A 25,692-nucleotide genomic window follows, 5' to 3' on the forward strand; every position below is an offset into this window, starting at 1 on the left:
CACATTTTCCTTTCCTATCTTTGCAAAACAAAGATAATGTAAAAGCACAATCAATGAGTTTGTTTTTGCTATATATTGCTTATCTTTGTTTTACTATACAAATATAGTGAAAGGTAAGAGAAGGACAAAATGGACAAGTCCATTTTTCACTCCGAACCTCGGTCTATATTCGATGAAATCAAATATAGTCAAAATGTGGAATATTTTACTTTTTACCGTAGGGTTTGTTGCAGTGGCTGTCGTTCTTTTGGGAATAAGAGTTTTCTTCGTGAAAGGAGGTCGTTTCCCGAGTTCGCACATCAGCGACAACCGGCATTTACGAAATAAAGGAATCGTTTGTGCTGTATCGACCGATGCCCTAGAACGGAAAAAATGATCTGGTAAACGCAATATAAATTTTTAGACTGATAAATACGAATTATGAAAACATTCACCCTTGCAATCCGGATTACAACTGTGGTTGCCCTTTCTTTATTGATGGTACAATGCGGCAATAAACAGGCTGCTCCGAACCAATCCGTAAGCGATGACACTACTATTTCTTCTTACAGAGACAAACTGCCTATCGCCTATATTAATGTAGATTCTTTGCTTTCAAAATACAACTATGCCAAAGATCTAAATGAAAAGATGATCAACAAGCAAGAAAACGCAAGAGCATCCATCAACGAAAAAGCGAGACAATTGAAGAAAGAACAAGACGATTTTCAACGTAAATATCAAAATAACGCTTTCCTCTCTCCCGAAAGAGCCCAACAAGAATATCAACGATTGGAAAAAAAGGCTGCCGACTTGCAAGAATATGCTCAAAGATTGGAAAACGAAAATATGCTGGAACAACAAAAAATGTTGATGCAAATGAACGACTCGATCAATCTCTTTATCAAAGAATATAATAAAGAAAAGAAATACGAGGCTATCTTCAATAATGCCAGCACGCTTTATATCAATCCTCAATATGACATAACCAACGAAGTGGTCGAACTATTGAATAAGCGATATACTTCTGCAAAGAAATAAAAATTAGGAATTAATCTTTTTTTACAAAACCTGTTACCGAAATGTAGCAGGTTTTATTCATATTATAAAATGAAAAACATCTTCCATCTCATTATTACAGCCGGATTAGTTTCCATACTCCTTGTTTGTTGTCAACCCCTATACGGAAAACAAATGGTCGCCATCGGCAACAGCATCACAGCACCCAAAGATTCATGGGCATGGATCACAGCCCAACATTTCGACATGGAACTAACCAACCTGGCCGTGTCGGGAGCCCAATGGACCGACTATCAAGGGACAACTGTCGATACGAATCCGAAACCCGTATACGACGGTGTACACACAAATAATGTCATATCCAATCAAGTATATCGGTTTTTACAACTGATAGTACCCGAAGGTGAAATTATATCGGAAACCGAAGGAGAAAAATTCCATACTTCCACCCCTGCTCCTTTGACCGGATTAAAAACTAAAAATTCTACATTCGCCCCGGCTATTGTCATTATATCCTGCGGAACGAACGATAGTTCTAACGGAAAGCCTATCGGAGATCCATCGGAACTGGACAAGCCCTACCAAGAGGCAGACAGAAAAACTTTATATGGAGCTATAAACTGGGCTGTCTCCATCATTCGTAAATACAGTCCCGATACCGAAATCGTATTGCTGACTCCGATCCAGCGTTCTTCTCATTCCCAAAAATTACCGATGTTTGTCGATGCTATCCTGCTTGCCGGAGAAAAACTGAACTGTCCGGCAATCAACATGTATGAAGAATCGGGTATTACAGAAGCCGTTGAAGCCAAAGAACATAAATATCTTTACGACGGACTGCATCCCAACGCTCTCGGACAACAATTAATGGGAGAAGTCGTTATCAAGCACTTGACAGAGTTATATGAAAATAAACAGTAAATAGGCACTACTTCATAAACGCCCTTCGTCGAGATAACTGAAATAACCATCTTCACCGACAATGATGTGGTCAAGAACCGAAATATCGAATAAAGCGGCAGCCGACTTTATTTTTTCGGTTACCCTATCATCGGCTTGACTGGGATTAAGATTATTCGAAGGGTGATTATGACACAAAATAACAGCCGATGCCAATTGCTGTAAAGCCGATCGCATAACTAATTTTACATCAACCACCGTCGCAGAAGTTCCCCCTTGACTGACTTTGATCGTATCCATCACCCGATTGGCCCGATTGAGTAGCAAGACCCAAAACTCTTCATGAGGCAAGTCTATCATCTGTCCTCTCAATAAATTATATACATCGGCACTGCCGCTTATCGAAGGTCGTCTGGGCAATTCTTCGTCGCGACGCCGCCGACCTATTTCAAGAGCGGCCATAATAGTAATAGCCTTAGCTTCTCCTATTCCCTTAAATGGCTTTACAAAATCGTCCATTCCGTATTTACCCAAGTTGTTCAAGCTGTTTCCAGCCGAATTGAGTATACGTTGGGAGAGTTCAACCGCTGTTTCATCGACATTGCCCGAACCTATCAAAATTGCTATGAGTTCGGCGTTACTCAACGCCCTGATACCGTGTAGCATCATCTTTTCACGAGGACGGTCCTCGATTGCCCATTCGGTAATTTTCAGTTTCTCTCTTTTCTTGTCCATTGCTATTTTCCTTTTCGCAAACGCACCTCTTCTGCCTCGTCCCTACCTCTGCCTAACAGAACTTTATAAAAAAACGCTTTCAGAAAACCCATGCCATATCCCCCCAACTGTATTATACTGGCGACTACCGACAAAGCTGCTATTTTCAACCGTTTGTTCACGCACCATGAAACTAAGAAAACAGCAAACAAATATATCACTAACGGCAAGATAGCCGGCCACCAGAAAAAAGAGGCGATTATCATGGCCAACGTGCCTATGACAAAACATGCCGGAAACCAATGAACCAGTCTCAACGTATCAGGATAGAGTAAATAAAGGGAAATGCGCGACATGCCGAAGATATAAATCTGTCTGAAAAACAAACGCATACTAATTCTTCGTTTATGATAGACAAACGCATCGCGAATAAGAGATATACCAAAACCGGCCTGACGAATGCGGGTACTCATATCGATGTCTTCACTGAACATTTCTCTAAATCCCCCGACTCGATCATAAACCTCTCTCGAAAATCCCATATTGAATGTTCTCGGCGTAAATTTTTCAAGTTGTACTTTCCCGCCTCTGATTCCTCCTGTCGTCAGGAATGACGTCATCGAGTAATTTATTGCCTTCTGAACGTCACTGAACGAATCGTGAGCAGCATCGGGCCCGCCGAAACAATCGGTATAATGCCGATTCAATACTGCATTTAAAGCCTCGAAATAACCTTCCGGAATCACACAATCCGAATCAAAAAAAATGAAATAACTCCCCACGGCTCTTTCCAGCCCATAATTACGGGCTATACTTCGACCCTCGTTTTCTTTATAATAATAGTGTATATCCACTATACGGGCATATCTTTTCACGGCATCGGCACAACATACCGTCGAACCGTCTTCTACTATTATCACTTCAAAATCTTTATAGGTCTGTTTCGACAGACTTTCCAAAAGATCATTGACCTCGTCGGGACGATTATATACCGGAATTATGATCGAAAAATAAGGCATAACGACAATTATTCAGTTTGAGACAAATATAGAGAAAGGTGAGCGCAAAGGCAAACGGAAATCTCATTTCCGATTTGACTCTGCCGAACCGCATCCTATATTCTACAAATATAGTGAAAGTTGAGTGCAGAGACAAGAGGAAATCATATTTCCAGCTTGGCTATGCCGAAACGAATCCTACATTATACAAATATAACAAAAGGAGAGTGCAGAGGCAAACGAAAATTTCATTTTCGGTTTGACTATGCCGAGCCGCATCCTATATTCTACAAATATAGTGAAAGTCGAATGCATAAAAACAAACTTGTTTAAGAAGCTGTTTTAAATTTATTGAGAAATAATATTATCATTTCAAGCTGGTATGTTCCGGCCATATTGAGTCTCTGTCTTGCATCTTGAATCCCTTGATTTTTGTCAATAGCCCACTATTGGCTGCATATCTCGGACTCCAATCTGCTTCAACATAGGTCTCAATCTGTCTCGGAATAAATTAAAACAGCTTCTAAGATTTTTGTCGAGACGCATACCATATTCCATAAAAAACAGAGAGAACAAAGGTTACATTCGGCACTACCGTTTCTTCCCTATCGTATTGCGAATCCCCGTAAAGCATGGGACACGGCAAGGGAGAAGTGTAAAATATATCCTTACACCCCAAAAGGAGAATAATCCTTTAAGCGCCTCTCCTATACCTGCGGCATTGCGGGGTATTCACACACTCCTCCACTGCCGTGTCCCGTAATGTTATGGGGTCCGGCGGAGGAGAGGGTGAAATGCAATCCCATCGCATTCGCTAAAATTTAGGTCTATCCCCTCGAACTTTTTACTGAACCGAAAAAACTCTATGTCCATAGAGGAAAGGAGTTCGAGAAAATAAAAAACGGAGTTCGCTTATGGTGAACTCCGTTTCATACATCTTATTTAGATTCAATCTTATTTCGCACGTTCGATATAAGAACCGTCGCGAGTATCTACAACAATCATCTCTCCCGTTTCTATAAAAAGAGGAACACGCACCGTAGCCCCGGTTTCCACCGTAGCCGGTTTAGTCGTATTGGTCGCTGTATCGCCCTTCAAACCGGGTTCGGTATAGGTAACTTCCAACTGCACCTTTACGGGAAGCTCGGCAAACAAAACAGTTTCGGTAGAAGCATCGGAAACAACTTCGACAACCATGCCTTCTTTCAAAAAGTCTACCCCCGTAATCAAGTCCTTATTGATGATAAGGTCGTCCCACGTTTCTTGATTCAAAAAATGATAATGTTCTCCTTCATTATAAGAGAATTGATACGGACGACGTTCTACACGAACATCTTCCAGCTTTTCGCCTATATTGAAACGGCGTTCGAGCACTCGACCCGATACCACATCTTTCAATTTGGTACGCATAATCGTATTGCCCTTACCCGGTTTTACATGTAAAAATTCTACACAGAAATAGAGTTTTCCGTCCAAACGAATACAAGTTCCGTTTTTAATGTCTTGCGAGTTAATCATACTTGTCTTTATTACTTTATTTTGGATTTATATTATTCTTTGTTTCTGATGATTCCAAATGCAAAAGTAAATTAAATCGGTAAAATCTCAAAAAGAAAACCCCAAAAATAGATTATCTCTTGGTTTATTTAAAAAAAGTATCTATTTTTGCAGTCCGAAAAAAGAATAATAACGATAAAATATAACGGCAATGAAAAGAACATTTCAACCTTCAAACAGAAAAAGAATAAATAAACACGGATTCCGCCTGAGAATGTCGACTGCCAATGGTCGTCGTGTATTAGCCAGCCGTCGCGCCAAAGGTCGTGCTAAATTGACGGTATCGGACGAAAGACATCCTTTCTAAAATTTTTTATTCGACATAATAAAGAAAGCCGTATCGATTGATACGGCTTTCTTTGCATCTATACTTATGCAATTCTACACTTCCTTAGAACAGAATATTCGCCGTCGCTCCCCATGTGAGAGAATGAATCGTACGATTTTTCGACGAAATATCCATGATACCCAGTTCGGTAGAGGGAGACAAGCCCAACGAAGTCGAGGTAGACGAGTAGTCGCAAAACAGCCTTGCCCCGAAATTGCGCTTCAACACATAACCAACCGACACGCCTGCACTCCAAGCAAATCCGTTATTTCCCAATTTTATCTCGTCACGACCGATCGAGCGGTCCAGTATATAACTATATCCAGCCAACGCCTTACACCCCAAGTTCCAACGTCTTGTAAAAGGATATGAAAAATAAGCTCCTGCCATAACCCGACTCTCATCTATCGCCTCTAACGAGACATCGGGACGATTATTCAGCGACACGGGGATATTGGACACCGTCGCCAATCCGCCGCAACCTATGTATTTATTGAAAAAATAAGCTCCTTCGACACCCATACGGCTACCTATATTCGTGTTTATTCGAAGTCCGTTACCTATATCTATACTTCCCAACCCGGATATAAAACCCATATAAAGCCCTACAAACGAGGGATTTTCCAACAAAGGATAATACCGGGGGGATTCGAAATTAAGACCTTTATCCTTAAAAATCAAATCGGCCAAATAATAGCCTAATTCTGTCGAAAGAATACCTATACCGGCTCCCGCCAACACATCGGACAACCAATGCCTATTATTCAATATCCGACTAATTCCCGTAGCCGTTGCGACTGTAAAAGCCGAAATGCTATACCACGGACTACGATCGCCATACTCCTTATGCATCATCATGGCCGCCATAAACGCAGTAGCCGTATGTCCCGAGGGAAAGGATTTATAATTGCTTTTATCGGGTCGACGCACATGAGCCGTATATTTAATGGTATTGACAACCGAAGCCATTATAGCCACGGAAAAAGCATCGGAGACCAACATACGTCCCCACGAACTGCGACTTTCCACACCGAACCCTTTCAATCCTAACATAACTACGGCCGGAGCATATTGCAGATAATCGTCATATCCGTAATGAAAATTCGGAACAAAATCTTCTCTAAGTTGACGAAAATGCTCGCTGCCATGTTTCACCGACAAACCGGCAATAACCAACGGAACTCCCACGTAGGTCATCTGGAACCACTTCGCATCGGTAATTTTATCGGCTTTCCTCTGAAACGGTTGTTCGTAAACGAGCGGTCTTAAATCGACAATCGTATCGTTAACCTCTGATTTAGGAGCGACTGCTCCTACTTTAAATACCGAAGAAGACAGCAACCCGGTCACCAACAATCCTGTAATGAATCTCATCTTATCGAGCGATTAGAATAATATAATAAAAACGGAACAAATTTCTATTATTTATCCCGTTTATCCAAAATAAATTAAATATTTTAAACCCGTTCTAATTTCCCAAGAGACACATACCAAATAAATCCCGACACTCGGTCATATCCCATCTTTTCAATCAAGGAAGCATAGGTATTTACTTGTCTTTTGTATGAGGCACGTTCCACATTCCCGAATTTATAATCGACAACGATAACCTCATTGTCCGTTTCGACAACCCGGTCGGGGCGATAAAACGAACCATCGGGCTGTAAAATTTCCCTTTCCGTCCACACGTTCACCCCCGGCGAAAACCACGAACTCACTCGTTCGTCAGCAAGCCAACGATTTATATCCTCACGAATCGATTTCGACTCCGACTCGGAAAGCTCTCCCGAACGGACGAACGCCGCAATCGTATCGTCGATGCGATCGAGGGTTTCGATCTGGCTCAAAATGCGATGCATGAGCGTACCGTATGTACGATCCTTCCCCTCACCGAAAACGCCCTTCCCTTGTAATCGCAAGTGCAACCGATTTCCCGGTTCGATAGAGCGATATATACCGGCAGGAAAAGACGGTACGGCAGAAACGTTTTTCTTTTTTTTCTCGGCTCGCCAATCGATTCCGGCCTCATAATGAAGGTCGCCGCCGTCGTTCCCCTCCGGGAACAACACTTCACCCAACATTGCCGAGATACTGCCGAAACGCCCTTTGTCGCTTTTATTTTTAACAGCCGGAGCAAAAATATGCAATTCTTCTTCCGCCCGGGTAAAAGCGACATAAGCGATATTCAGATTATCGATACAAGCATACATCTTTTCATCGAAATACTCGGTTGCGTAGTAGGTCTGGGCCAAACCGCTACCATATCGTAACGGTAGCACTGGAATACGAGAAAAAGGCTCTTCATGAGTACGGCACCAGACAAAATTGGTTTGATTGGACTGATGATCCAAACTCCAATTACAAAAAGGAATGATTACGACTTTAAATTCAAGGCCTTTGGATTTATGTATAGTCATTACCCGCATGGCATCTTGCTCCTGCGGAGTCGTCACCGACAACTTATCCTCATTATCGTCCCACCACGACAAGAACGAACCCAAGTCGGCCGTATGTGTCCGACAATAATCCAAAACATAATCTTGAAAAGCCTGTATATACACCCGTTCACCTTTGTCAGCCCTCTCATCTGAAAAATAAGAAATAATCCGCTCGCACATCTCGAACAAAGGCTCTTTGCGAATACTCTCGACAAAGGAGAAAAAATCATTATCGAGATGCCTCCCGATGTTCTCTCTATCTTCGAAATAAGACAAAATAACCGCATCATCAGACGCCTTGAATTTTCGGCTATTATATTCATAGACAGCCAACAGTCGGTTCAATTCGATCGAAGGATCTTGAATATATCTCAAAATTCCTATCAACAAATTGATTATAGGAGAGTTTCTTATCAACAACGACTCACTCGATATAACGTCGTAACGATAACGCCCATCGGTATTCTCGGAATTCAGACGCAACAACAAATCGACAAGCATGGTCCCTTCTCTGGCAGTTCTCGTCAAAAACGTTATGTCGCCGGGGGTGTACCCCCTATCCTGTAAATCCCTCAACAAATCGGGAATACGAGCTAAGGACTCGTTATAAAAATCCTCCTTTTTATCCGATTCCCACATCGTTACAGAAACATGACCGCTGCGCAAAAGATTCGAATCGGCAACTCTCTGCCCGATATCGGCATAAGCCTTTTCTATCTTGACATCGAAGCTCCCTTCGACCAAAGCAGACTCCTCAATCTCTCGCTCTAACTTCTGCTGTAACAAACGAGCAGCCTCGCCAAAGATTCTATTATTAAACTCTACTATACAGGCACAACTGCGATAGTTCATATTCATAGACCTTTCGCTATATTGCGACGGTCTGAACAACGACTGAACGCCTTCATTCAACAAAGACCAATCGGAGTTACGCCACCGATAAATGCTCTGTTTCACATCACCCACGATCAAATCGGTGTGGTCATGGCTCAAACTCTCTCCTATGAGAGGTGCGAAGTTTTGCCATTGCAGTTTGGAGGTGTCTTGAAATTCGTCTATCATAAAATGGTTGACCCTCGTCCCTATTTTTTCATAAATGAACGGGGCATCGTTCTCGTTGATAACCGCATTGAGTATACCGGCCGTATCGGACAGGAGAAGTACATTATGTTCCTTTTCGTACTCCTCGATACGGCGGTCTATATCGACCAATATCCCCAAAGCATAAATATACTTCGAACTTTGTACCGCTGTGTTGTAACGCACGTAGGGTTCTCCGAAACAATTTACCATTTCCTGCAACACCGGATTAAGTTCCTCATAGAGACTATCTATACAAGCCGGTATTTCTTTTTTCAAAAACCAACCGTCCCGATTGCCCACATTTGCCCGAAAAGTCTGTGTCGGAGGTTCCACTTTTCCATCGACAATTTTTTTAAGATACTGAATCCAAGAACGCCCCTTCCCCTTAAAATCATCGGGCGACAATCCATAACGTTCGAGTACAGCCATAGCCGCCTCTCCCAATTTCCGTAAAAGGGACTCGAACTCGACACGGATACGGCGCATCTCTTTCAGATAATCGTCAAGAACCGACTTATCCTTGATTTGCGAAAGTATCTCGTTACGAAACAATTTATAAGTTTCTTTCGATAACTCCCCGGCCAGTTCTCTCAAATCGTCTTTCCGTTCGGATCGATTTCCCAAGCTCCACCAATTCCCCGACTCTATACGCTCCTCGGCATAATGTATCAGCCAGTTGAGAAGACCTTTTTGGTCGACATCGGACAATTCGGAATACATGCGGTCTATGGCAGAAGCCGTAACGAAATCGTTATCCATCTCTATCTCAAAACTGCCCTGCAATCCAATTTCGCGGGTAAAATTCCGAAGCACTTGTTGAAAGAAACGGTCGATCGTGCTGATATTGAAATAAGAAAAATCGTGTAACAAAACATACAGCGTCTCCGAAGCTATACCCCGAATCTGTTCAACCGTACAACCGAACAGTTGCATCAAGCCATCGACATAAGGCGACTTCTCCGTATCGTGCGCCAATATATCGAGCTGGAAAACGATACGATGCTTCATCTCTTCGGTCGCCTTATTGGTAAATGTAACCGCTAAAATACGTCGATGCTGTGCATCGCTCTTCCGATATAACTGGTAACGCCCCTGTTCGTCCCTATATCCCAACAGCAATTTAATATACTCCAATGTCAGGGTATAAGTCTTACCCGAACCGGCCGATGCTTTGTATATATGTAACATAAAATCAGATAATGCGAGCTCGATACCCTTCCGACAATAAAATTTCCAACACTTTTTGACGGAAATCTCCCTGAATCAATATATCGCCTTCTTTATCAGACCCTCCTACCCCGCACTTGGTTTTCAACTTTTTCGCCAAAGCCTTCAAATCCTCGGCCGTACCGATAAATCCGGTCACGAGCGTAACCGATTTTCCGTTTCTGTTGCGTTTATCCAACGATATGCGCAACTGTTGTTTCCCCGGTTCCAAAGTTTCGGGTTCATCTTCCTCGCCATTATCGAATTTGAAATCGGGATTCGTAGAATAAACTACATTCAATCTGTCTTTCCAATCATTATTTTTTTTCATTTCGGTAATTTTATCTCTTCTATCAATTTAGGATATAAAAGGCAATCTCGCATAGTTAAATTCAAAAACCGTTTTCATTTGCCTCTACTCCCGCCTTTCGCTATATTTGTAGAATATAGGATGCGTTTCGGCATAGCCAACCCCGAAATACAATTTCCGTTTGTCTCTGCTCTCACCTTTCACTATATTTGTCCTCAAAAATAATAAAGATAGCGATACGAAACAACCCGCATCGCTTTTTATTCAGCAATAAACCGAGCGATTTCCCGTTATATAAAATACGATGAAAGATATTACGAGACATCACGATATATTCCTTGCAAACCGTTTGTCCTTATTGCGTATATGGCTGTGCATAAGTACGCTCTTTTTTACCATAGAGACATCGTTTGCACTCAACCCCAGCCGTTATGCGACCCAATCGCAACTCGCCGACGGATATTGGGTAAAAGTGGCTGTTTACGAATCCGGTATTCACCAAATCACCTATCGGGAACTCCGTAGATGGGGATTTTCCGACCCCTCGGCCGTGACCGTTTTCGGATACGGAGGCGCCATGCTACCCGAAACATTTTCTGAGAACGATATAGACGACCTGAATCAGTTACCCGTCATACGCACCGACAGTAAAATATTGTTCTACGCACAAGGCCCCACTTCATGGTCGTATAACGAAAAAACCAAAGAATACGACCATGAACAAAACACATATTCTACCGCAGGATATTATTTCCTGACCGACAGTAAAAATCAATCGGCGACCATCGCCGAACGGGAAGGGGGACAAACGACCGGATTACAGGACATAACTTCATTCGACGAACACGCCGTGTACGAACAGGAATTATATTCTCCCGGTTCGACAGGACGATTATTTTTAGGCGACGATTTCCGTTATACGACATCTAAGAGTTTTACATTCGAACTTCCCGGTGTAGACAATTCCTCTCCCGTAAAATTAAGAACTTCTTTCGGAGCGAAAATATTAGGTGGAACTGCCACACTTGTCTTTACCCGCAATGGACAAACTCTTCCATCGAGCAACACCGACAATATAGGAGCAGGATCGAGCAGTTCTTATGACTTCGTAAGAATGACCTCGACGCTCAAAGAAATCGACCTCGACAGCGAGGAACTGGCTTTTACGCTCCTTTTCCGACAAAACGGAGGTTCTCTCTCTATGGCCCGTCTCAATTATTTTCGGTTCAACTATAAAAGAAAATTGCAATTATACAACGGAAGTATCCAATTCCGGCTGGGTCAGCTCCCTGCGAACAGTTGCTATAACCTGCAAGGTTACTCGACGACGACTCATATCTGGGATATATCGGATCCTCTGAATCCCGTTTCTATCAAACCCAACGTCAACAACGGTAATGCACGTTTCGTGCCTACGAAAGGAAATGAAGAATACATTGCATTCGACGAACAAGCTACCGTTGCCTCGGTAGAGTTTATTGAAAAAGTACCTAACCAAAATTTACACGGTTTGACAACCCCCGACATGGTTATTCTCACGCCCAAAGAATATATCTCCTACGCCCAAAGCATCGCTCGATTGCATAATGAGAACGACGGTATGGAGGTAGCTGTCATTGACCATGAAACCGTATTCAACGAATTCTCCTCGGGAACACCCGATGCGACAGCCTATCGACGACTGATGAAAATGTTTTTCGATCGAAAAGGCGGCCTCGACGGAGAGCCTTTATACTTGTTGCTTTTTGGAAAAGGATTATACGATAACCGAAAAATAGGAGAAACCGGTAAATATGTGAAATACCCCACACTCCTCACATACCAGCACGGCAGCGGAACAGACGAACGTCAATCCTATACGACAGACGATTACTTCGGATTCCTCGACGACGATTCCGGGAATAGAATAGCGTCGGATAAACTCCGTGTCAATATAGGCCGTTTGCCCATAAAAAGCGAACAAGAAGCCAAAGATGTGGTATCCAAATTATACAATTATATAGAGAATAACGATAAGGGCTCTTGGAAAAATCAGGTTCTTGTCGTCGCCGACGATGAAAATTATGCCATTCACATGGAACAGGCCGAAGAGATTTGCAGCATTATGGAGAATAGCGATGCCCACTGTTTCATCAACAAAGTCTACACGGATGCTTACACGGCAGAAATAGGCTCCACGGGACGAACATACCCTTCGGCCAAGAAAAAATTATTACAAATTTTAGATGACGGCGTTCTCGTAGTAGATTATATAGGTCACGGCAGTACCGTGGCATGGACACATGAAGATTTGTTGAATATAGGCGACATTCAATCCATGTATTTAAAAAGGTTGCCACTATTTATCACAGCGACTTGTGACTTCGGACGTTACGATCACGAAGAAACATCGGGTGGAGAAATCCTTTGCCTGAATCCGAACGGAGGAGGTATAGCCCTCATCACCACGACCCGAGTCGTTTATATCAGCGACAATCACTATCTCAATAGTGGTGTCGCGCAACAAATATTCAAGAAAAATGAAAATCACGAGTATCCACGACTCGGCGACATATTGCGTGAAGCGAAATGCAACATTGCACAAACAGATAGCAACAAACTGAACTACACGCTATTGGGAGATCCGGCTCTAAAATTATTATACCCCGATTACCAAATTAAGGTAACCGAAATAAACGGGCATGACATCACTCAAACCACACCGACCATACAAGCGAGAGACTCCGTTTCTATAAAGGGAGAGATATATACCCCCGGCGGAGAAAAAGCGACCGATTATAACGGTATCATCTGTCCGACAGTCTATGATTCCGAAGTAACCGTAGTAACCCACGGCTATGGAGAGGAAGGCAAAGCCATAGAATTTAAAGAAAGGAGCAACCGCCTTTATGTGGGAAAAGACTCTATCGTCAACGGCATTTTTGAAATTTCATTCAAAGTCCCGAGAGAAATCAACTTTGCCGATGACAAGGGATTGATAAATCTATATTGCTATAACGATGAAGGTCAAGAGGGAAACGGCAATGAATCCAACTTTATCGTAGGAGGATTTAACGACGACTCGAACGAAGATTTTGAAGGTCCGCAGATATATTCTGCCTACCTCAACTCCGAAGAGTTCAAATACGGTGATACGGTCAACGAATCGCCTCTGTTTATGGCCGAGGTGTATGATGAATCGGGAATAAACATATCCGATGCCGGTATCGGGCATCAGATGACTATTACCTTAGACGATAAAACTGTATATACCGACGTATCTTCTTACTTCCAACCTGCATTGGGCGAATTCGGCAGAGGGTTTATCGCATACCCTTTGAGCGGACTGAGCGAAGGGGAACACTCTTTACGATTAAAAGTGTGGGACACCGAAAACAATTCGTCGGAAACCGAAATAGGCTTTACGGTAAAGGCCGGATTAAAACCTGTTATTTATGACTTGTATGCCGATCGTAACCCGGCCAGCACTTCGACAAATTTCTATTTGAGACACAACAGACCGGATGCCGTGATAAACGTAACCATATCGGTATATAATCTGATGGGAGTAGAAGTATGGCGTTATACGGGGAAAGGTCTCTCCGACATGTACAAGTCCTACCCGATTACATGGGATTTGACCGACGGTAGCGGAACTCGGGTTCCCGGTGGTATCTACTTGTACAAAGCGATTATATCGACCGATAACGAACACGAAACCACTCGTTCGAAAAAACTCTGTGTGACCGGCAGAGAATAGACTGTTTCTTCGACAAGGATATACATCGCCGATCCCTTTTAAGGGATCGAGTAAAAAATATTTGAACCAAATTTCAGTATTTTGTTATATCTTTGTATATCAAACAGTCAAAAAGATGTATAATTCGGAATCGAAATCTACAATTAAATTACCGGAGCCTTCGCTTCGCAGGCTTCCGTGGTATTTGGCTTATATAAAATTGCTACAAACAAAAGGAGAAGAATATGTTTCTTCCACACAAATAGCAAAGGAAATAGGCGTAGATTCGTCGAAAATAGCCAAAGACCTCTCTTTTATCAATATTTCGGGGAAAACACGTGTCGGTTATGAAATAAATTCGTTAGTCGCTGTACTGGAAGAATTTCTCGGATTCACGTCTATGCACAAAGCATTCATTTTCGGAGTCGGAAGTTTGGGGGCCGCGCTCATGCAAGATTCGGGATTGTCGCAATACGGTCTCGAAGTCGTTGCCGGGTTCGATGTCAAACCCGAGTTGGCAGGAACCTTCATTAATCATATTCCGGTATATCCCCTGTCTCAATTCGCTCAAAAGCAAAAAGAGTTGGGTGTACAAATAGGAATCTTGACCGTCCCGATAGACAAGGCTCAAAGTGCGACAGAAGAGATGATAGCCGGAGGTATCAAAGCGATTTGGAACTTTACCCCTTACCGGATTCGAGTTCCCAAACATATAGTTATTCAAAATACATCTATTTATGCTCATTTAGCCGTTATGTTCAATCGGTTAAATAATATCAAGTAAATCTCATGAAAATAATTGCCGTCGGTTGGAATTATAGAGGACACAATGCAGAGATGAACCAAAAAGAAACTCCTCAAAATCCCATCATTTTTTTTAAACCCGAAACGGCTTTACTAAAAGACGGGAAGCCATTTTTTTTACCTCAATTCTCCGACCGTATCGAATACGAAACCGAATTGGTTTTCCACATTTCCCGATTAGGGAAAAACATAGCCGGTAAATTTGCACATCGATACTACGACTCTGTAACGGTAGGTATCGATTTCACGGCCAGAGACAAGCAAGCCGAAGCAAGGGCGAACGGAAATCCGTGGGACATTGCAAAAGGATTCGACAACTCGGCTCCCATCGGAAAATTCATTCCATTACCCGAACAAACACCCAAAGCCGACAATATAAATTTCTCTTTGTTTATAAACGGAGTAAAAGTACAACAAGGCAATAGTCAAGATATGATTTTCCACATCGATGAACTCATCGCTTATATCAGCCAATTCTATACCTTGAAGATAGGAGACCTCATCTTTACCGGGACACCGGCAGGAGTAGGACTCGTAAAAATAGGAGACCATCTCGAAGGATATTTGGAAGAAACAAAAGTACTCGATTTTTTTGTTAAATAGCCATTAGTTTATACCAATGCCTCATACGATTAAGCGAACACAAAAACAACGAATATTATCCATTATAGCTTGTTTTTATATTTTACTCCAACCTACATACGGAAGAGATCGACAAGACTATGCGGAAAACTCCATATTAGCGGAAGGCAATTGGGTAAAGATATCGACAACCGATGCAGGAATTTACCAAATAACAGAAGACTCTTTGAGGGCTTGGGGTTTTACAGACCCTTCGAAAATAAAACTGTTCGGATATGGAGGAACCGTTATCGATGAACTGTTTGCAAACAGCGATAACTACATAGACGACCTACCGCAAATTCCGCTTTGGCGACATAACAACAAACTATATTTTTATTCGCAAGGCACTACCAAATGGTCTTTCGATTCTGCCAGTCAAGAATTTGTACATCGGCTTCACCCCTATTCTACATATGCCTGCTATTTCCTGACAGATAGGAATATCGAATCTACCGACTTTCCTACCATATCATCTTCCTTACCGACCGAAATCGATACCCCGATTACCGTATTCGACGACTATGCCCTACACGAAAAAGAATTAATATCGGTAGGCAAAACGGGACAAAATTTCTTCGGTGAAGATTTTCTATCGAATTCGAATCAAGACTTCACGTTTCACCTATCGGGAGCACAACCCTCTCCGATAAAAATAAGAGTATCTTTCGGAGCAAAAATCAGTGGAAGCGAAGGGTATATACACATTTCTTACAATGGGACCGAATTACCGACCAATACCTCGAACAAAATCACAAAATATTACGATAGCCATGAATTTCTTCGAGTAGCTTCCCCACTTAAAACAGTGAACCGAGCCGAGGAAGAATCAACGATAAGCCTTCGCTACGCCAGTACTGGAACAACCCTATCGGCATATCTCGATTACATCAGACTCAATTATAAACGTAAGTTACAATTATACAACGGGCAAGTCTGCTTTCGTTTTATCAACCGGCAAACCGACAATTATTACCGAATAGAAAACAGTACAGCCACAACATTGGTTTGGGACGTCACTACGCCCCATAGACCGAAAAACATTACAACCTCATTCGATAACAACACAACCTCATTTACACCAGAAGATGCTCAGCTCAGAGAGTTCATTGCGTTCGACCCGGAACAAAATTTTCCTTCTCCGTCCTTCGTACGGCAAATCGAAAACCAAAACTTACACGCATTGAATATCCCCGAACTAACGATCATCACCCCGGCAGCATTACAGACAGAAGCCGAACGCGTAGCTCAGCTGCACAGAGAAGAAGGACTAACCGTCGCAGTTATTGAACAAGAAAAAATTTTCAACGAATTTTCATCGGGAACACCCGATGCCTCGGCCTATCGAAGATTAATGAAAATGTTTTACGACAGAGCCGAAGGTAATGAAAACGTTCGTCCGCGTTATCTGCTTCTTTTCGGAGACGGTTCTTACAACAACCGCAAATCTATGGAAAAGTTACATTCACCCGAATGCAACATGTTACTTACCTACCAATCGAAAACAAGTATCGACGAACGAGAATCATTCGTTATAGAAGATTATTTCGGTTTCTTGGAAGACAATTCGGGCGAAGAAATAAAGGTCGATAAAGTATGTTTAGGAATCGGTCGTTTTCCCATTTCCTCGATTAAAAACGCACGATTGGTAGTAGATAAACTATATCGATATGTACACGACAAAGACTTCTCCTCATGGAAAAACAATATCTGCATAGCTGCCGACGATGGAGACGAAGCGATACACGCCGAACAAGCCGATAGAGGAAGTGACACCCTTTTACTCAAAAATACTTCTCAACCGAGATTGGGATTCAGAGTGAACAAAATATACATCGACTCCTATTACATGGATCCCCAAACAAAAAAATACCCCGAAGCCAATCGAGAGTTGATGAAACAATTTAATGAAGGTATGCTCGTCTTCAACTATATAGGACACAATGACCCCGAAGTAGGGTTTACCGGAGAAGGATTATTTTCCCGATATGAAATGGACCATCTTACCAATACGCGGTTACCCCTATTTATCACTATCACATGCGACTACTGCCAATTCGACGCAGAAGACGTTTCAGCCGGAGAGAACGTATTCCTCAACCCCTCTGCCGGAGCCATAGCCTTAATAACGACTACCCGTGTGGTTTATACCGATGGAAACGATAAAATCAATCGACGATTAATGAAGCGACTCTTAGAACGGGATTCCAATGGTTCTCCTTTACGAATCGGAGATGTTTTAAAACTGGCTAAACGAGATTTCAACACCGAAATCGACAAGAACAAACTCAACTACGTTCTTATCGGAGACCCGGCTTTAAAACTTGCTTACCCCGAACATTCCATACAAGTTACCCGCATAAACGGAAATAGCGGCAAAAAAAATATCGAAATGATTCCGGGCAAAAATTATACGGTGGAGGGTGAAATACGATCTCACCAAAATGAGCTACTTTCCGATTTCAACGGTTATATATACTATAACCTATATGACAAAGAAAAACAGTTCACCACATTGGCACATCAAGACAAAAAAACATGGACTTATACGCATCGCCCCGATTTATTGACTACCGGTAAAGGCACGATACAAAACGGGACATTCCGAATCACCGTCACACTCCCGATTGACAATTCACATTCCGGAAAATCCGGGCTGCTAAATTTGTACGCCTATGACGAATCGGGCAGAGAAGCCAACGGATATACCGATAAATTAATCGTCAGCACGGCTGTCGAACCGATAACAGAAGATATACAAGGCCCCGACATCGAGTTCGCCGGAATTAACGACGATTCCTTCACCGAAGGAATATTAGTAAACAATCCGGCCACGTTCGTTTGTAAATTCTCGGACCCTTCCGGTATATGGAGCGGAAACAGCTTAGGCAAACAAATGACCTTATCGCTCGATGGCGCATGTATCGAAGAAAACATCGCTCGCTATTACAAGCCTATCGCAGAAAGCGAGATTCCCGAAGGAGAATTCATATATCCCCTTCCCCGACTGAGTAATGGATTGCATACACTTACATTCAAAGTATTCGATACCTTAGGAAATTCATCGGAAGTAACCATAGCCTTCGAAGTCAAAGAGAACAGCGAAACATATACCATCTCCCTTGAAGAAGAACCGGCGACCGAAAGAGCGACAATCTCGTGTCAGGACCAAAACGGGAACGACGTCACAGAATCGAAACATACCCGAATCTCTGTTACTAACACCTTAGGCGAAGAAATCTGGTCGTATGAAACGACCGAGAATAACCTATTCCCCTTGACCTGGAATCTCCAAGACAACAACGGAAAAAGAGTATCCGCCGGTCAATACTATTGCAAGGGTTATTTCGAAACATCTGCCGGGACAATCGTTACACCCGCTAAAAAAATCGTGGTTATCACGCAATAATCCCCACGATTCTCTGTTTATTATATACATGTAATTCGTAACGTCAGCAAAGATGAAAAGACTGTCTTTTTATATTATAACAATTATTCTTGTATCGTTATTCTTGCCGGTATATGCCCTTGCAGCCAACGGTAATTCGACCAAGAATGAATTCAACCCCATCAATACAGGAGTCACTTCGCTAAGCATAACCCCCGATTCTCGTGGAGCATCGATGGGTGACTTAGGTGTCGCCACCGACCCCGATGCAAACTCTCAATTCTGGAACCCTTCCAAATATGCTTTCGCTTACAGCCAAGCAGGTGTATCTCTATCGTACACGCCGTGGTTACGCAAACTGGTAAACGACATCTATTTGGCCTATTTAGCGGGGTATTGGAAATTGGGAAGCAGCGATTTACAGGCATTAAGTGCCTCTTTACGCTATTTTTCATTGGGAGAAATCGTACTCACCGATCAAGAAGGAAACGCACAAAATAGCATAACCCCTTATGAAATGGCTTTCGATGTAGGATATTCCCGCAAATTGTCCGATAAATTTTCTATGGGTGTCGTATTCCGTTACATTTATTCCGACTTAGGGTTTCATTACGACGAATCGAGTGTTTCCGATGCATCGGGTGCATCGGCATTCGCCGCCGATATATCGGGATACTACACGACTTACCCCATCATAGGTCGTAACGAATGCCAATGGTCTTTGGGTTTCAATATCTCCAACATCGGAACCAAAGTATCTTATGACGGAGGTAATGAAAACGCATTCCTACCTACTAATTTGAAAATAGGCACATCGTTTCTTTTTCCATTAGCCGAATATAACACACTATCGTTGAACCTCGATCTCAACAAGTTATTAGTTCCTTCTACCCCTCAAGTTTCCAATTACGAAACAGAAGAAGAGTATGAAGAAGCCAAAGAGAAATGGCAAAATACCTCACCCATATCCGGTATATTCAAATCGTTTACCGATGCTCCGGGAGGATTCAAAGAGGAGCTTCGAGAAATAAACTTCTCGATAGGAGCCGAATATTCTTACAATCAACAATTCTTCCTGAGAGCCGGATACTTCAATGAAAACAAATACAAAGGAAACCGCAAATATTTTTCTTTCGGAGCCGGATTTTCCTTGAACGTATTGAAAATAGATGCGGCATATATGGTGGCAACAGCACAAACAAGTCCTTTGGATCAAACACTTCGTTTCACTCTCTCGTTCGACATGGACGGGCTTAAAGACCTTCTGGGAAGACGATGAAAACACGTATAGGTTTCGGATTCGATGTCCACAAATTGGTCGAAGGACGGGAATTATGGTTAGGAGGAATACGTATCGAGCACACCCTCGGACTCTTGGGACACTCCGATGCCGATGTTCTTATTCATGCTTTATGCGATGCCCTGCTCGGAGCGGCGAACATGCGCGACATAGGATTTCACTTCCCCGATACGGCCAACGAATATAAAAACATAGACAGCAAGATTTTACTAAAAAAGACCGTGGAGCTCATTCGAGAAAAAGAATTTTCGATAGGAAATGCCGACATAACGGTCTGCGCCGAACACCCTAAACTCAACCCTCATATTCCTCTCATGCAAAAAACACTTTCAGAATGTATGGGCATCGATCTTGAAGATATATCCATTAAAGCCACTACTACCGAAAAATTAGGCTTTACAGGAAGAGAGGAAGGAATTTCTGCTTATGCCGTAGTACTTTTGGAAAAATAACGAAGAGAAAGCCGTAAAATCAACAGCTTTCTCTTCTCTTTTCTGCGATTTCTTTAACCAAACAATTCTCAGAAAAAAAGGGCTATGACCCAATAAGTAGCCCACAAGTTCAATTCATGGTCTTTTCGCAGAAAATAAACAGGAAAATCCCCTCTTTCGTAATCTCGTCTAAACAAAAATAAACCCACAAAACTTTAAAATAAAAAAGCGTGAGCCTGATGGTTTATCCTATTCGAGGTTCAGCAAAACCTTTGGTGGATAAACAACCAGCCCACGCTTGTCCATATAACAAGCGTAGGCGTTTAGTTGTCTATTACCCCACCATAAAAAGAATTTTGCTGATTCCGAATAGAGGTAATATTCTAAACGCTTATATTTCCAATATTTTTTCAAAGATACTCTTTTTCCCATGAGACGTCCAAAAACTCCCCGTTTTTTAACATTCTCAACATATACGTTTTTATGAACAGATTGTATCTGGCTTCGTAAAAGTTCGCTATTTTTGCAATAGATGCGAAACAGGATACAACTCGACATAAAAATGAGCGAATACATTTTATTCGGTTTTCACCTTTCCGTATTTTTGCAGCAACATGAAACGCTATGGATTCTGACAAACGAGTATTGATAGGCATGAGCGGTGGTATCGACAGCTCTGCCGCATGCATGATATTACAAGAACAAGGGTACGAAGTGATCGGTCTCACCATGCGCATGTGGGATTTACCCCGACATTTCCCGAACGAAGGACAATCGATTCCTCAATTCGCCATAGAGGCCAAAGAACTGGCAGAGAAGATAGGAATAGAACACCACATTCTCGATGTAAGAGACGATTTCAAGAGAACGGTCATAAAAAGTTTTACCGACGAATATTTAAAAGGGAATACTCCCAACCCATGTGTTCTTTGCAATAAACAATTCAAATGGCATTACCTCTCGCAGGAAGCAGACCGGTTGAATTGCCAATGGGTCGCCACCGGACATTATGCTCGGATTTCACGGAAAAATAATCGCTTCATACTAAACAGAGGCGCCGATCCTAAAAAAGATCAATCTTACTTTTTGTGGAGACTCGGACAGCAGGAACTTGCCAGAACCATTTTCCCGTTAGGCGACATCACCAAAGAGGAAATAAAACAATACGTCGAGAAAAAAGGATTCCACGAAAAAGTCGAAAAAAAAGAGAGTATGGAAGTTTGTTTCATACCGGGAGACTATCGGGACTTTTTACGTGAACAACTTCCCGACTTAGACCGGGAAGTGACAGGAGGATATTTTATCGATGCCGCCGGACGGAAGCTCGGACAGCACAAAGGATTCCCATTCTATACCATAGGGCAGCGCAAAGGATTGGAGATAGCTTTGGGGAAGCCCATGTTCGTCACCCGCATAAATCCGATAAAAAACACGATACGGTTGGGAGAACGGTCGGAACTGCTCACCCGGAATATGGTTATTACCGATGTTATCGAAACCATACCCGGCATTCTGAATACATCGGAACCGGTCGACGTTCAAATTCGTTACCGCAGTGCGGCTATACCAGCGACCCTTCGCAAAGGAGAAACTCCTAACGAATGGATAGTCTGCTTTCAATCCGATGCTTCGGCGGTAACTCCGGGGCAATCGGCAGTCATTTACCAGAACGACTGTATTATCGGCGGTGGAATCATTGCCGATCAACGGTTATTAAAAAAGTATGCTCTATGATACGCCCGATACTGCTATTATCCTTTTTCATCGCTTTCACAGCCAATAATATAGCACAAGAGCAACAATACCGGATATGGTTCAACGACAAGCCCGAATCGGTTCACTCGGTCGATGAACCCGAGAAATTCTTATCGGAACAGGCTATCGCCCATCGGGAAAAACAGAATATTCCCATAGACTCCACCGATTTACCCATAGACCCCGTCCGATTAAAAAAACTTTCGGAACTCGGAGCCCGTATATTGGCCACATCGAAATGGCTGAACACCGCCACCATAGTATTGACCGATACAGCTGACTTATCGGCAATCGCCTCTCTGTCGTTCGTCAAAAAGCACAAAAGTTTAGGAGTAGCCGTACAACCAGTCTCTAACCTCAAAAAAAGACAGAAACAAATCGAATCGGAATCCGAGAATCCCTACGGAGATGCCACCCTGCAAATAGAGGTACACAACGGGGACGAATTACATCGAGCAGGATTCACCGGAAAAGGAATGACAATCGCCGTCATCGATGGAGGATTCCTCAACGCAGACCGCAACCCCAAGTTCGACCAAAATAAAATTGTCGGGAACCAGGACTTCATAGACAAGAAAATGGATTTCACACACGGGGATACACACGGTTCGTCCGTCCTATCGACCATGTTGGTTAAAGACAGTTCCGTCTTTATCGGTACAGCCCCCGATGCCGCATACTGGCTCTTGCGTTCGGAAGATACCGATACGGAATATCCGGCAGAAGAAGATTATTGGGTGGCGGCTCTCGAATATGCCGACAGCATAGGAGCCGATGTGATAACCTCTTCTCTCGGCTACTCCGAATTCGACGATTCCCGGTTCAACCACACATGGGATCAACTTGACGGCAAATCGGCATTTATTTCCCAAGCAGCCGCTATGGGAGTACAAAAAGGATTGCTCATCGTGGTAAGTGCAGGGAACGAAGGAGGTAACAACTGGGGAAAGATAACTTTTCCGGGCGATGTCGATGGCGTTCTCACGGTAGGAGCAGTTTCACCCAACCTGAAACCTGCATATTTCTCCGGCAGGGGATTTACGGCCGACGGCCGCATTAAGCCCGATATCATGGGAATCGGGGTTACCGCCGCAACAATAACTTCCGAAGGAAACACGGCATGGAAAGACGGGACCTCGTTTTCCGCACCGATAATAGCAGGACTTACAGCCTGTCTGCGACAAGCTCTTCCCGACCTTTCTGCACAGGAAATCGTCGGACTTATCAAAAATAACAGTTCGCAATCTTTAACACCCGATTCCGTCATGGGATACGGCATACCCGATTTCTATGCAGCCTATCGTCAAGGAACGGGAATCGAACCCTCCCTAAAAGGGGATATTCCTCTACAAATCATTTACAGAGAAGGAATCCCCATCATAAAAATAAAAAGGCTACCGATCGGCGAGACCTCGATTGCCCTCCACATATACACTTTGGAAGGTGTTATTATACAAGAGTATAATGTTTCGGAAAATTCCGAAACGCCCTTGTACACATTGAAAAAAGGAATATATATACTGGCAGCCCGCTGTCAATCAAATTATTGGACTCAAAAAATACAACGGTTATGACCTCCGGGAAAAAAGAATTTTCACTACTCGAACTAAATGCTTGCGTGCGCAATACCCTACAAGAGTCTTTGCCGGAACGGTATTGGGTACGCGCCGAAATCAGCGAGGCGAGAATACACCCTTCCGGTCACTGTTATTTGGAACTGATCGAGAAAGAAGAACAATCCGGGAAAACCGTAGCCAAAGCCAGAGCCACCATTTGGGCGACGACATTCCGATTATTGCAACCGTGGTTCGAGCAGTCGACCGGACAACTGTTCACATCGGGTATCAAAATACTCATACAAGTCAGTATCTCCTTTCACGAGCTATACGGTTATAACCTGACCGTACACGATATCGATCCTGCTTATACGTTGGGAGATGCGGCCCGTCGTCGAGCCGCCATACTGCAACAACTTCGGGAAGAAGGAGTGGCCGACATGAACAAAGAGCTCACGTGGCCGATACTGCCGCAACGCATAGCGGTCATATCTTCTCCGTCGGCCGCCGGCTATGGCGACTTTATGAATCAAATACAAAACAATTCTTACGGGTACAAAATATACACTGTTCTCTTCCCGGCGGCCATGCAAGGCGACCAAACAGAACAATCTATCATTCATGCCCTCGACCGAATCAACCGGCACGAAAAGTTGTTCGATGGTGTCGTCATCATTCGGGGAGGCGGAGCGACGTCCGACTTGAATAGTTTCGACAGTTATCCTCTGGCCGTCAATGTAGCCCAATTCCCACTACCTGTCATTACCGGTATCGGGCACGAACGAGACGACACCGTTATCGACATGGTAGCCAACACACGGGTAAAAACCCCTACGGCGGCAGCCGAATGGATTATCGCTCGTATGCACGAAGCCGACACATATGCCGTCAATCTGTCTCACACGATCAACTCAGAAGTCCGTAATCGAATCGACCGGGAAAAGCAGACAATACAACGCACGGCCTCCACACTTCCACTGCTCATCGAACGACTGATACTCGGAGAAAAACATAAAACCGGATTGTTAACCCAACAAATCAAACTCGCTTTACGAGCCGTTATCGATTCGGAAAGGAACAAGCTCGACCATACGGAAAAGACTGTCCGGCTATTGTCTCCCCAGTCACTACTCGAACGAGGATACAGCCTGACCCTCCACGGCAACCGGGTCGTTAAAAGTGTCGCAGAGCTATCTCCCGGAGACACGATAGAGACTATCTTTGCCGATGGCAAAACGACAAGCCGGATAGAAAAAACAGAACCTTCGAAAACAAAATAAAATATATATGGCTAAAAAAACGACTCTCTCCTACTCCGATGCGATAGCCGAGTTGGAAACGATTGTAAACAAATTACAAAACAACGAATACGAAATAGACGAGCTGCAAAAATGCACGACACGTTCGCTCGAATTATTGAAATTCTGCAAATCCAAATTATTCGAGACCGACGAAGCTCTCCAAAAAATATTGGCCGAGTTGAACGATTAAACAGAATATATAAATGGCTCTTAACACCCACAATATAATATATGCCGGTTTATATATCCAAAAACAAAAAAAATGTTTAATTTTGCCGAGTTTTC

20 protein-coding genes are annotated in these 25,692 nt (G+C 43.1%); 14 read left to right on the plus strand and 6 right to left on the minus strand.

Going from position 1 to position 25,692, the window contains the following annotated elements; all coding sequences use genetic code 11:
* Positions 1-193 precede the first annotated feature (193 nt).
* The 3 genes from NBH06_RS06420 (at position 194) to NBH06_RS06430 (ending at position 1,920) form a co-directional block, all read left to right on the plus strand.
* Positions 194-376, plus strand: coding sequence for a hypothetical protein (locus NBH06_RS06420; protein WP_040296225.1), 183 nt, complete (start codon positions 194-196; stop codon positions 374-376).
* A 44-nt stretch (positions 377-420) separates the two neighbouring features.
* Complete coding sequence (locus NBH06_RS06425) at positions 421-1,020, plus strand: OmpH/Skp family outer membrane protein (RefSeq protein WP_155013142.1); 600 nt, start codon at positions 421-423, stop codon at positions 1,018-1,020.
* Positions 1,021-1,089: 69 nt separating this feature from the next.
* The gene (locus NBH06_RS06430) at positions 1,090-1,920 is read left to right on the plus strand and encodes an SGNH/GDSL hydrolase family protein (protein ID WP_250793393.1); all 831 of its coding nucleotides are present in this window, start codon (positions 1,090-1,092) and stop codon (positions 1,918-1,920) included.
* 12 nt (positions 1,921-1,932) lie between these two features.
* On the opposite strand, the gene radC is transcribed toward NBH06_RS06430, so the two are convergent.
* The 3 genes from radC to efp all read right to left on the minus strand — a co-directional run bounded on the left by radC (position 1,933) and on the right by efp (position 5,129).
* Positions 1,933-2,634, minus strand: a complete 702-nt coding sequence (gene radC, locus NBH06_RS06435) for a RadC family protein (RefSeq protein ID WP_046411707.1) — start codon at positions 2,632-2,634, stop codon at positions 1,933-1,935.
* A gap of 2 nt (positions 2,635-2,636) precedes the next feature.
* Complete coding sequence (locus NBH06_RS06440) at positions 2,637-3,632, minus strand: glycosyltransferase (RefSeq protein WP_250793395.1); 996 nt, start codon at positions 3,630-3,632, stop codon at positions 2,637-2,639.
* A 933-nt stretch (positions 3,633-4,565) separates the two neighbouring features.
* On the minus strand, positions 4,566-5,129 hold the full coding sequence (gene efp / locus NBH06_RS06445) for an elongation factor P (protein ID WP_008862476.1): 564 nt from the start codon (positions 5,127-5,129) through the stop codon (positions 4,566-4,568).
* Positions 5,130-5,319: 190 nt separating this feature from the next.
* On the opposite strand from efp, the gene rpmH reads away from it, so the two are divergent.
* Positions 5,320-5,475, plus strand: a complete 156-nt coding sequence (gene rpmH, locus NBH06_RS06450; RefSeq protein WP_008862477.1) for a 50S ribosomal protein L34 — start codon at positions 5,320-5,322, stop codon at positions 5,473-5,475.
* An 84-nt stretch (positions 5,476-5,559) separates the two neighbouring features.
* Here the strand turns inward: rpmH and NBH06_RS06455 are convergent, their stop codons facing one another.
* The 3 genes from NBH06_RS06455 to NBH06_RS06465 form a co-directional block, all read right to left on the minus strand.
* Positions 5,560-6,870 carry a phosphatase PAP2 family protein gene (locus NBH06_RS06455; RefSeq protein WP_250793398.1) on the minus strand — a complete coding sequence of 437 codons (1,311 nt, stop codon included), beginning with the start codon at positions 6,868-6,870 and terminating at the stop codon, positions 5,560-5,562.
* 83 nt (positions 6,871-6,953) lie between these two features.
* Entirely contained in the window at positions 6,954-10,205 is a 3,252-nt protein-coding gene (locus tag NBH06_RS06460; protein ID WP_250793401.1) for a UvrD-helicase domain-containing protein, read from the minus strand.
* A gap of 4 nt (positions 10,206-10,209) precedes the next feature.
* Positions 10,210-10,554 carry a translation initiation factor gene (locus NBH06_RS06465; RefSeq protein WP_008862480.1) on the minus strand — a complete coding sequence of 115 codons (345 nt, stop codon included), beginning with the start codon at positions 10,552-10,554 and terminating at the stop codon, positions 10,210-10,212.
* Between the two features lie 283 nt (positions 10,555-10,837).
* On the opposite strand from NBH06_RS06465, the gene porU (NBH06_RS06470) reads away from it, so the two are divergent.
* From porU (NBH06_RS06470) to xseB, 10 genes are all read left to right on the plus strand, one after another.
* Positions 10,838-14,272 carry a type IX secretion system sortase PorU gene (gene porU, locus NBH06_RS06470; protein ID WP_250793403.1) on the plus strand — a complete coding sequence of 1,145 codons (3,435 nt, stop codon included), beginning with the start codon at positions 10,838-10,840 and terminating at the stop codon, positions 14,270-14,272.
* A gap of 115 nt (positions 14,273-14,387) precedes the next feature.
* Positions 14,388-15,035 (plus strand): redox-sensing transcriptional repressor Rex, encoded by a 648-nt coding sequence (locus NBH06_RS06475; protein ID WP_046411720.1) that lies wholly within the window; start codon positions 14,388-14,390, stop codon positions 15,033-15,035.
* A gap of 5 nt (positions 15,036-15,040) precedes the next feature.
* Positions 15,041-15,658, plus strand: a complete 618-nt coding sequence (locus NBH06_RS06480; RefSeq protein WP_250793405.1) for a fumarylacetoacetate hydrolase family protein — start codon at positions 15,041-15,043, stop codon at positions 15,656-15,658.
* 16 nt (positions 15,659-15,674) lie between these two features.
* Positions 15,675-19,085, plus strand: a complete 3,411-nt coding sequence (gene porU / locus NBH06_RS06485; RefSeq protein ID WP_250793407.1) for a type IX secretion system sortase PorU — start codon at positions 15,675-15,677, stop codon at positions 19,083-19,085.
* Between the two features lie 52 nt (positions 19,086-19,137).
* On the plus strand, positions 19,138-20,343 hold the full coding sequence (porV, locus tag NBH06_RS06490; protein ID WP_046415574.1) for a type IX secretion system outer membrane channel protein PorV: 1,206 nt from the start codon (positions 19,138-19,140) through the stop codon (positions 20,341-20,343).
* Positions 20,340-20,816: a 2-C-methyl-D-erythritol 2,4-cyclodiphosphate synthase gene (ispF, locus tag NBH06_RS06495; RefSeq protein WP_250793410.1), complete on the plus strand. Its 477-nt coding sequence runs from the start codon at positions 20,340-20,342 to the stop codon at positions 20,814-20,816. The genes porV and ispF overlap by 4 nt, the downstream gene beginning before the upstream one ends.
* Positions 20,817-21,419: 603 nt before the next feature.
* Positions 21,420-22,529, plus strand: coding sequence for a tRNA 2-thiouridine(34) synthase MnmA (gene mnmA / locus NBH06_RS06500; RefSeq protein WP_250793412.1), 1,110 nt, complete (start codon positions 21,420-21,422; stop codon positions 22,527-22,529).
* Positions 22,526-24,124, plus strand: a complete 1,599-nt coding sequence (locus NBH06_RS06505) for a S8 family peptidase (RefSeq protein ID WP_195634602.1) — start codon at positions 22,526-22,528, stop codon at positions 24,122-24,124. The genes mnmA and NBH06_RS06505 overlap by 4 nt, the downstream gene beginning before the upstream one ends.
* Positions 24,121-25,386, plus strand: coding sequence for an exodeoxyribonuclease VII large subunit (xseA, locus tag NBH06_RS06510; protein ID WP_046411732.1), 1,266 nt, complete (start codon positions 24,121-24,123; stop codon positions 25,384-25,386). Before NBH06_RS06505 ends, xseA begins: the two co-directional genes overlap by 4 nt.
* 7 nt (positions 25,387-25,393) lie before the next feature.
* Positions 25,394-25,597: an exodeoxyribonuclease VII small subunit gene (gene xseB / locus NBH06_RS06515; RefSeq protein ID WP_008862491.1), complete on the plus strand. Its 204-nt coding sequence runs from the start codon at positions 25,394-25,396 to the stop codon at positions 25,595-25,597.
* Positions 25,598-25,692: the final 95 nt, after the last annotated feature.

Source organism: Barnesiella sp. B2-R-119, assembly GCF_023656675.1.
In the GTDB taxonomy this organism is placed as follows: Bacteria; Bacteroidota; Bacteroidia; order Bacteroidales; family Barnesiellaceae; genus Barnesiella; species Barnesiella intestinihominis.

Excerpts from the sequence above, each read along its gene's own strand:
- porU (WP_250793403.1), top strand. The coding sequence starts at position 10,838 with ATGAAAGATATTACGAGACATCACGATATATTCCTTGCAAACCGTTTG.
- rpmH (WP_008862477.1), top strand. The coding sequence starts at position 5,320 with ATGAAAAGAACATTTCAACCTTCAAACAGAAAAAGAATAAATAAACAC.
- radC (WP_046411707.1), bottom strand. The coding sequence starts at position 2,634 with ATGGACAAGAAAAGAGAGAAACTGAAAATTACCGAATGGGCAATCGAG.
- porU (WP_250793407.1), top strand. The coding sequence starts at position 15,675 with ATGCCTCATACGATTAAGCGAACACAAAAACAACGAATATTATCCATT.
- NBH06_RS06505 (WP_195634602.1), top strand. The coding sequence starts at position 22,526 with ATGATACGCCCGATACTGCTATTATCCTTTTTCATCGCTTTCACAGCC.
- NBH06_RS06465 (WP_008862480.1), bottom strand. The coding sequence starts at position 10,554 with ATGAAAAAAAATAATGATTGGAAAGACAGATTGAATGTAGTTTATTCT.
- NBH06_RS06460 (WP_250793401.1), bottom strand. The coding sequence starts at position 10,205 with ATGTTACATATATACAAAGCATCGGCCGGTTCGGGTAAGACTTATACC.
- NBH06_RS06475 (WP_046411720.1), top strand. The coding sequence starts at position 14,388 with ATGTATAATTCGGAATCGAAATCTACAATTAAATTACCGGAGCCTTCG.
- NBH06_RS06455 (WP_250793398.1), bottom strand. The coding sequence starts at position 6,870 with ATGAGATTCATTACAGGATTGTTGGTGACCGGGTTGCTGTCTTCTTCG.
- mnmA (WP_250793412.1), top strand. The coding sequence starts at position 21,420 with ATGGATTCTGACAAACGAGTATTGATAGGCATGAGCGGTGGTATCGAC.
- xseA (WP_046411732.1), top strand. The coding sequence starts at position 24,121 with ATGACCTCCGGGAAAAAAGAATTTTCACTACTCGAACTAAATGCTTGC.
- NBH06_RS06480 (WP_250793405.1), top strand. The coding sequence starts at position 15,041 with ATGAAAATAATTGCCGTCGGTTGGAATTATAGAGGACACAATGCAGAG.
- NBH06_RS06425 (WP_155013142.1), top strand. The coding sequence starts at position 421 with ATGAAAACATTCACCCTTGCAATCCGGATTACAACTGTGGTTGCCCTT.
- NBH06_RS06430 (WP_250793393.1), top strand. The coding sequence starts at position 1,090 with ATGAAAAACATCTTCCATCTCATTATTACAGCCGGATTAGTTTCCATA.
- ispF (WP_250793410.1), top strand. The coding sequence starts at position 20,340 with ATGAAAACACGTATAGGTTTCGGATTCGATGTCCACAAATTGGTCGAA.
- porV (WP_046415574.1), top strand. The coding sequence starts at position 19,138 with ATGAAAAGACTGTCTTTTTATATTATAACAATTATTCTTGTATCGTTA.
- xseB (WP_008862491.1), top strand. The coding sequence starts at position 25,394 with ATGGCTAAAAAAACGACTCTCTCCTACTCCGATGCGATAGCCGAGTTG.
- NBH06_RS06440 (WP_250793395.1), bottom strand. The coding sequence starts at position 3,632 with ATGCCTTATTTTTCGATCATAATTCCGGTATATAATCGTCCCGACGAG.
- NBH06_RS06420 (WP_040296225.1), top strand. The coding sequence starts at position 194 with ATGTGGAATATTTTACTTTTTACCGTAGGGTTTGTTGCAGTGGCTGTC.
- efp (WP_008862476.1), bottom strand. The coding sequence starts at position 5,129 with ATGATTAACTCGCAAGACATTAAAAACGGAACTTGTATTCGTTTGGAC.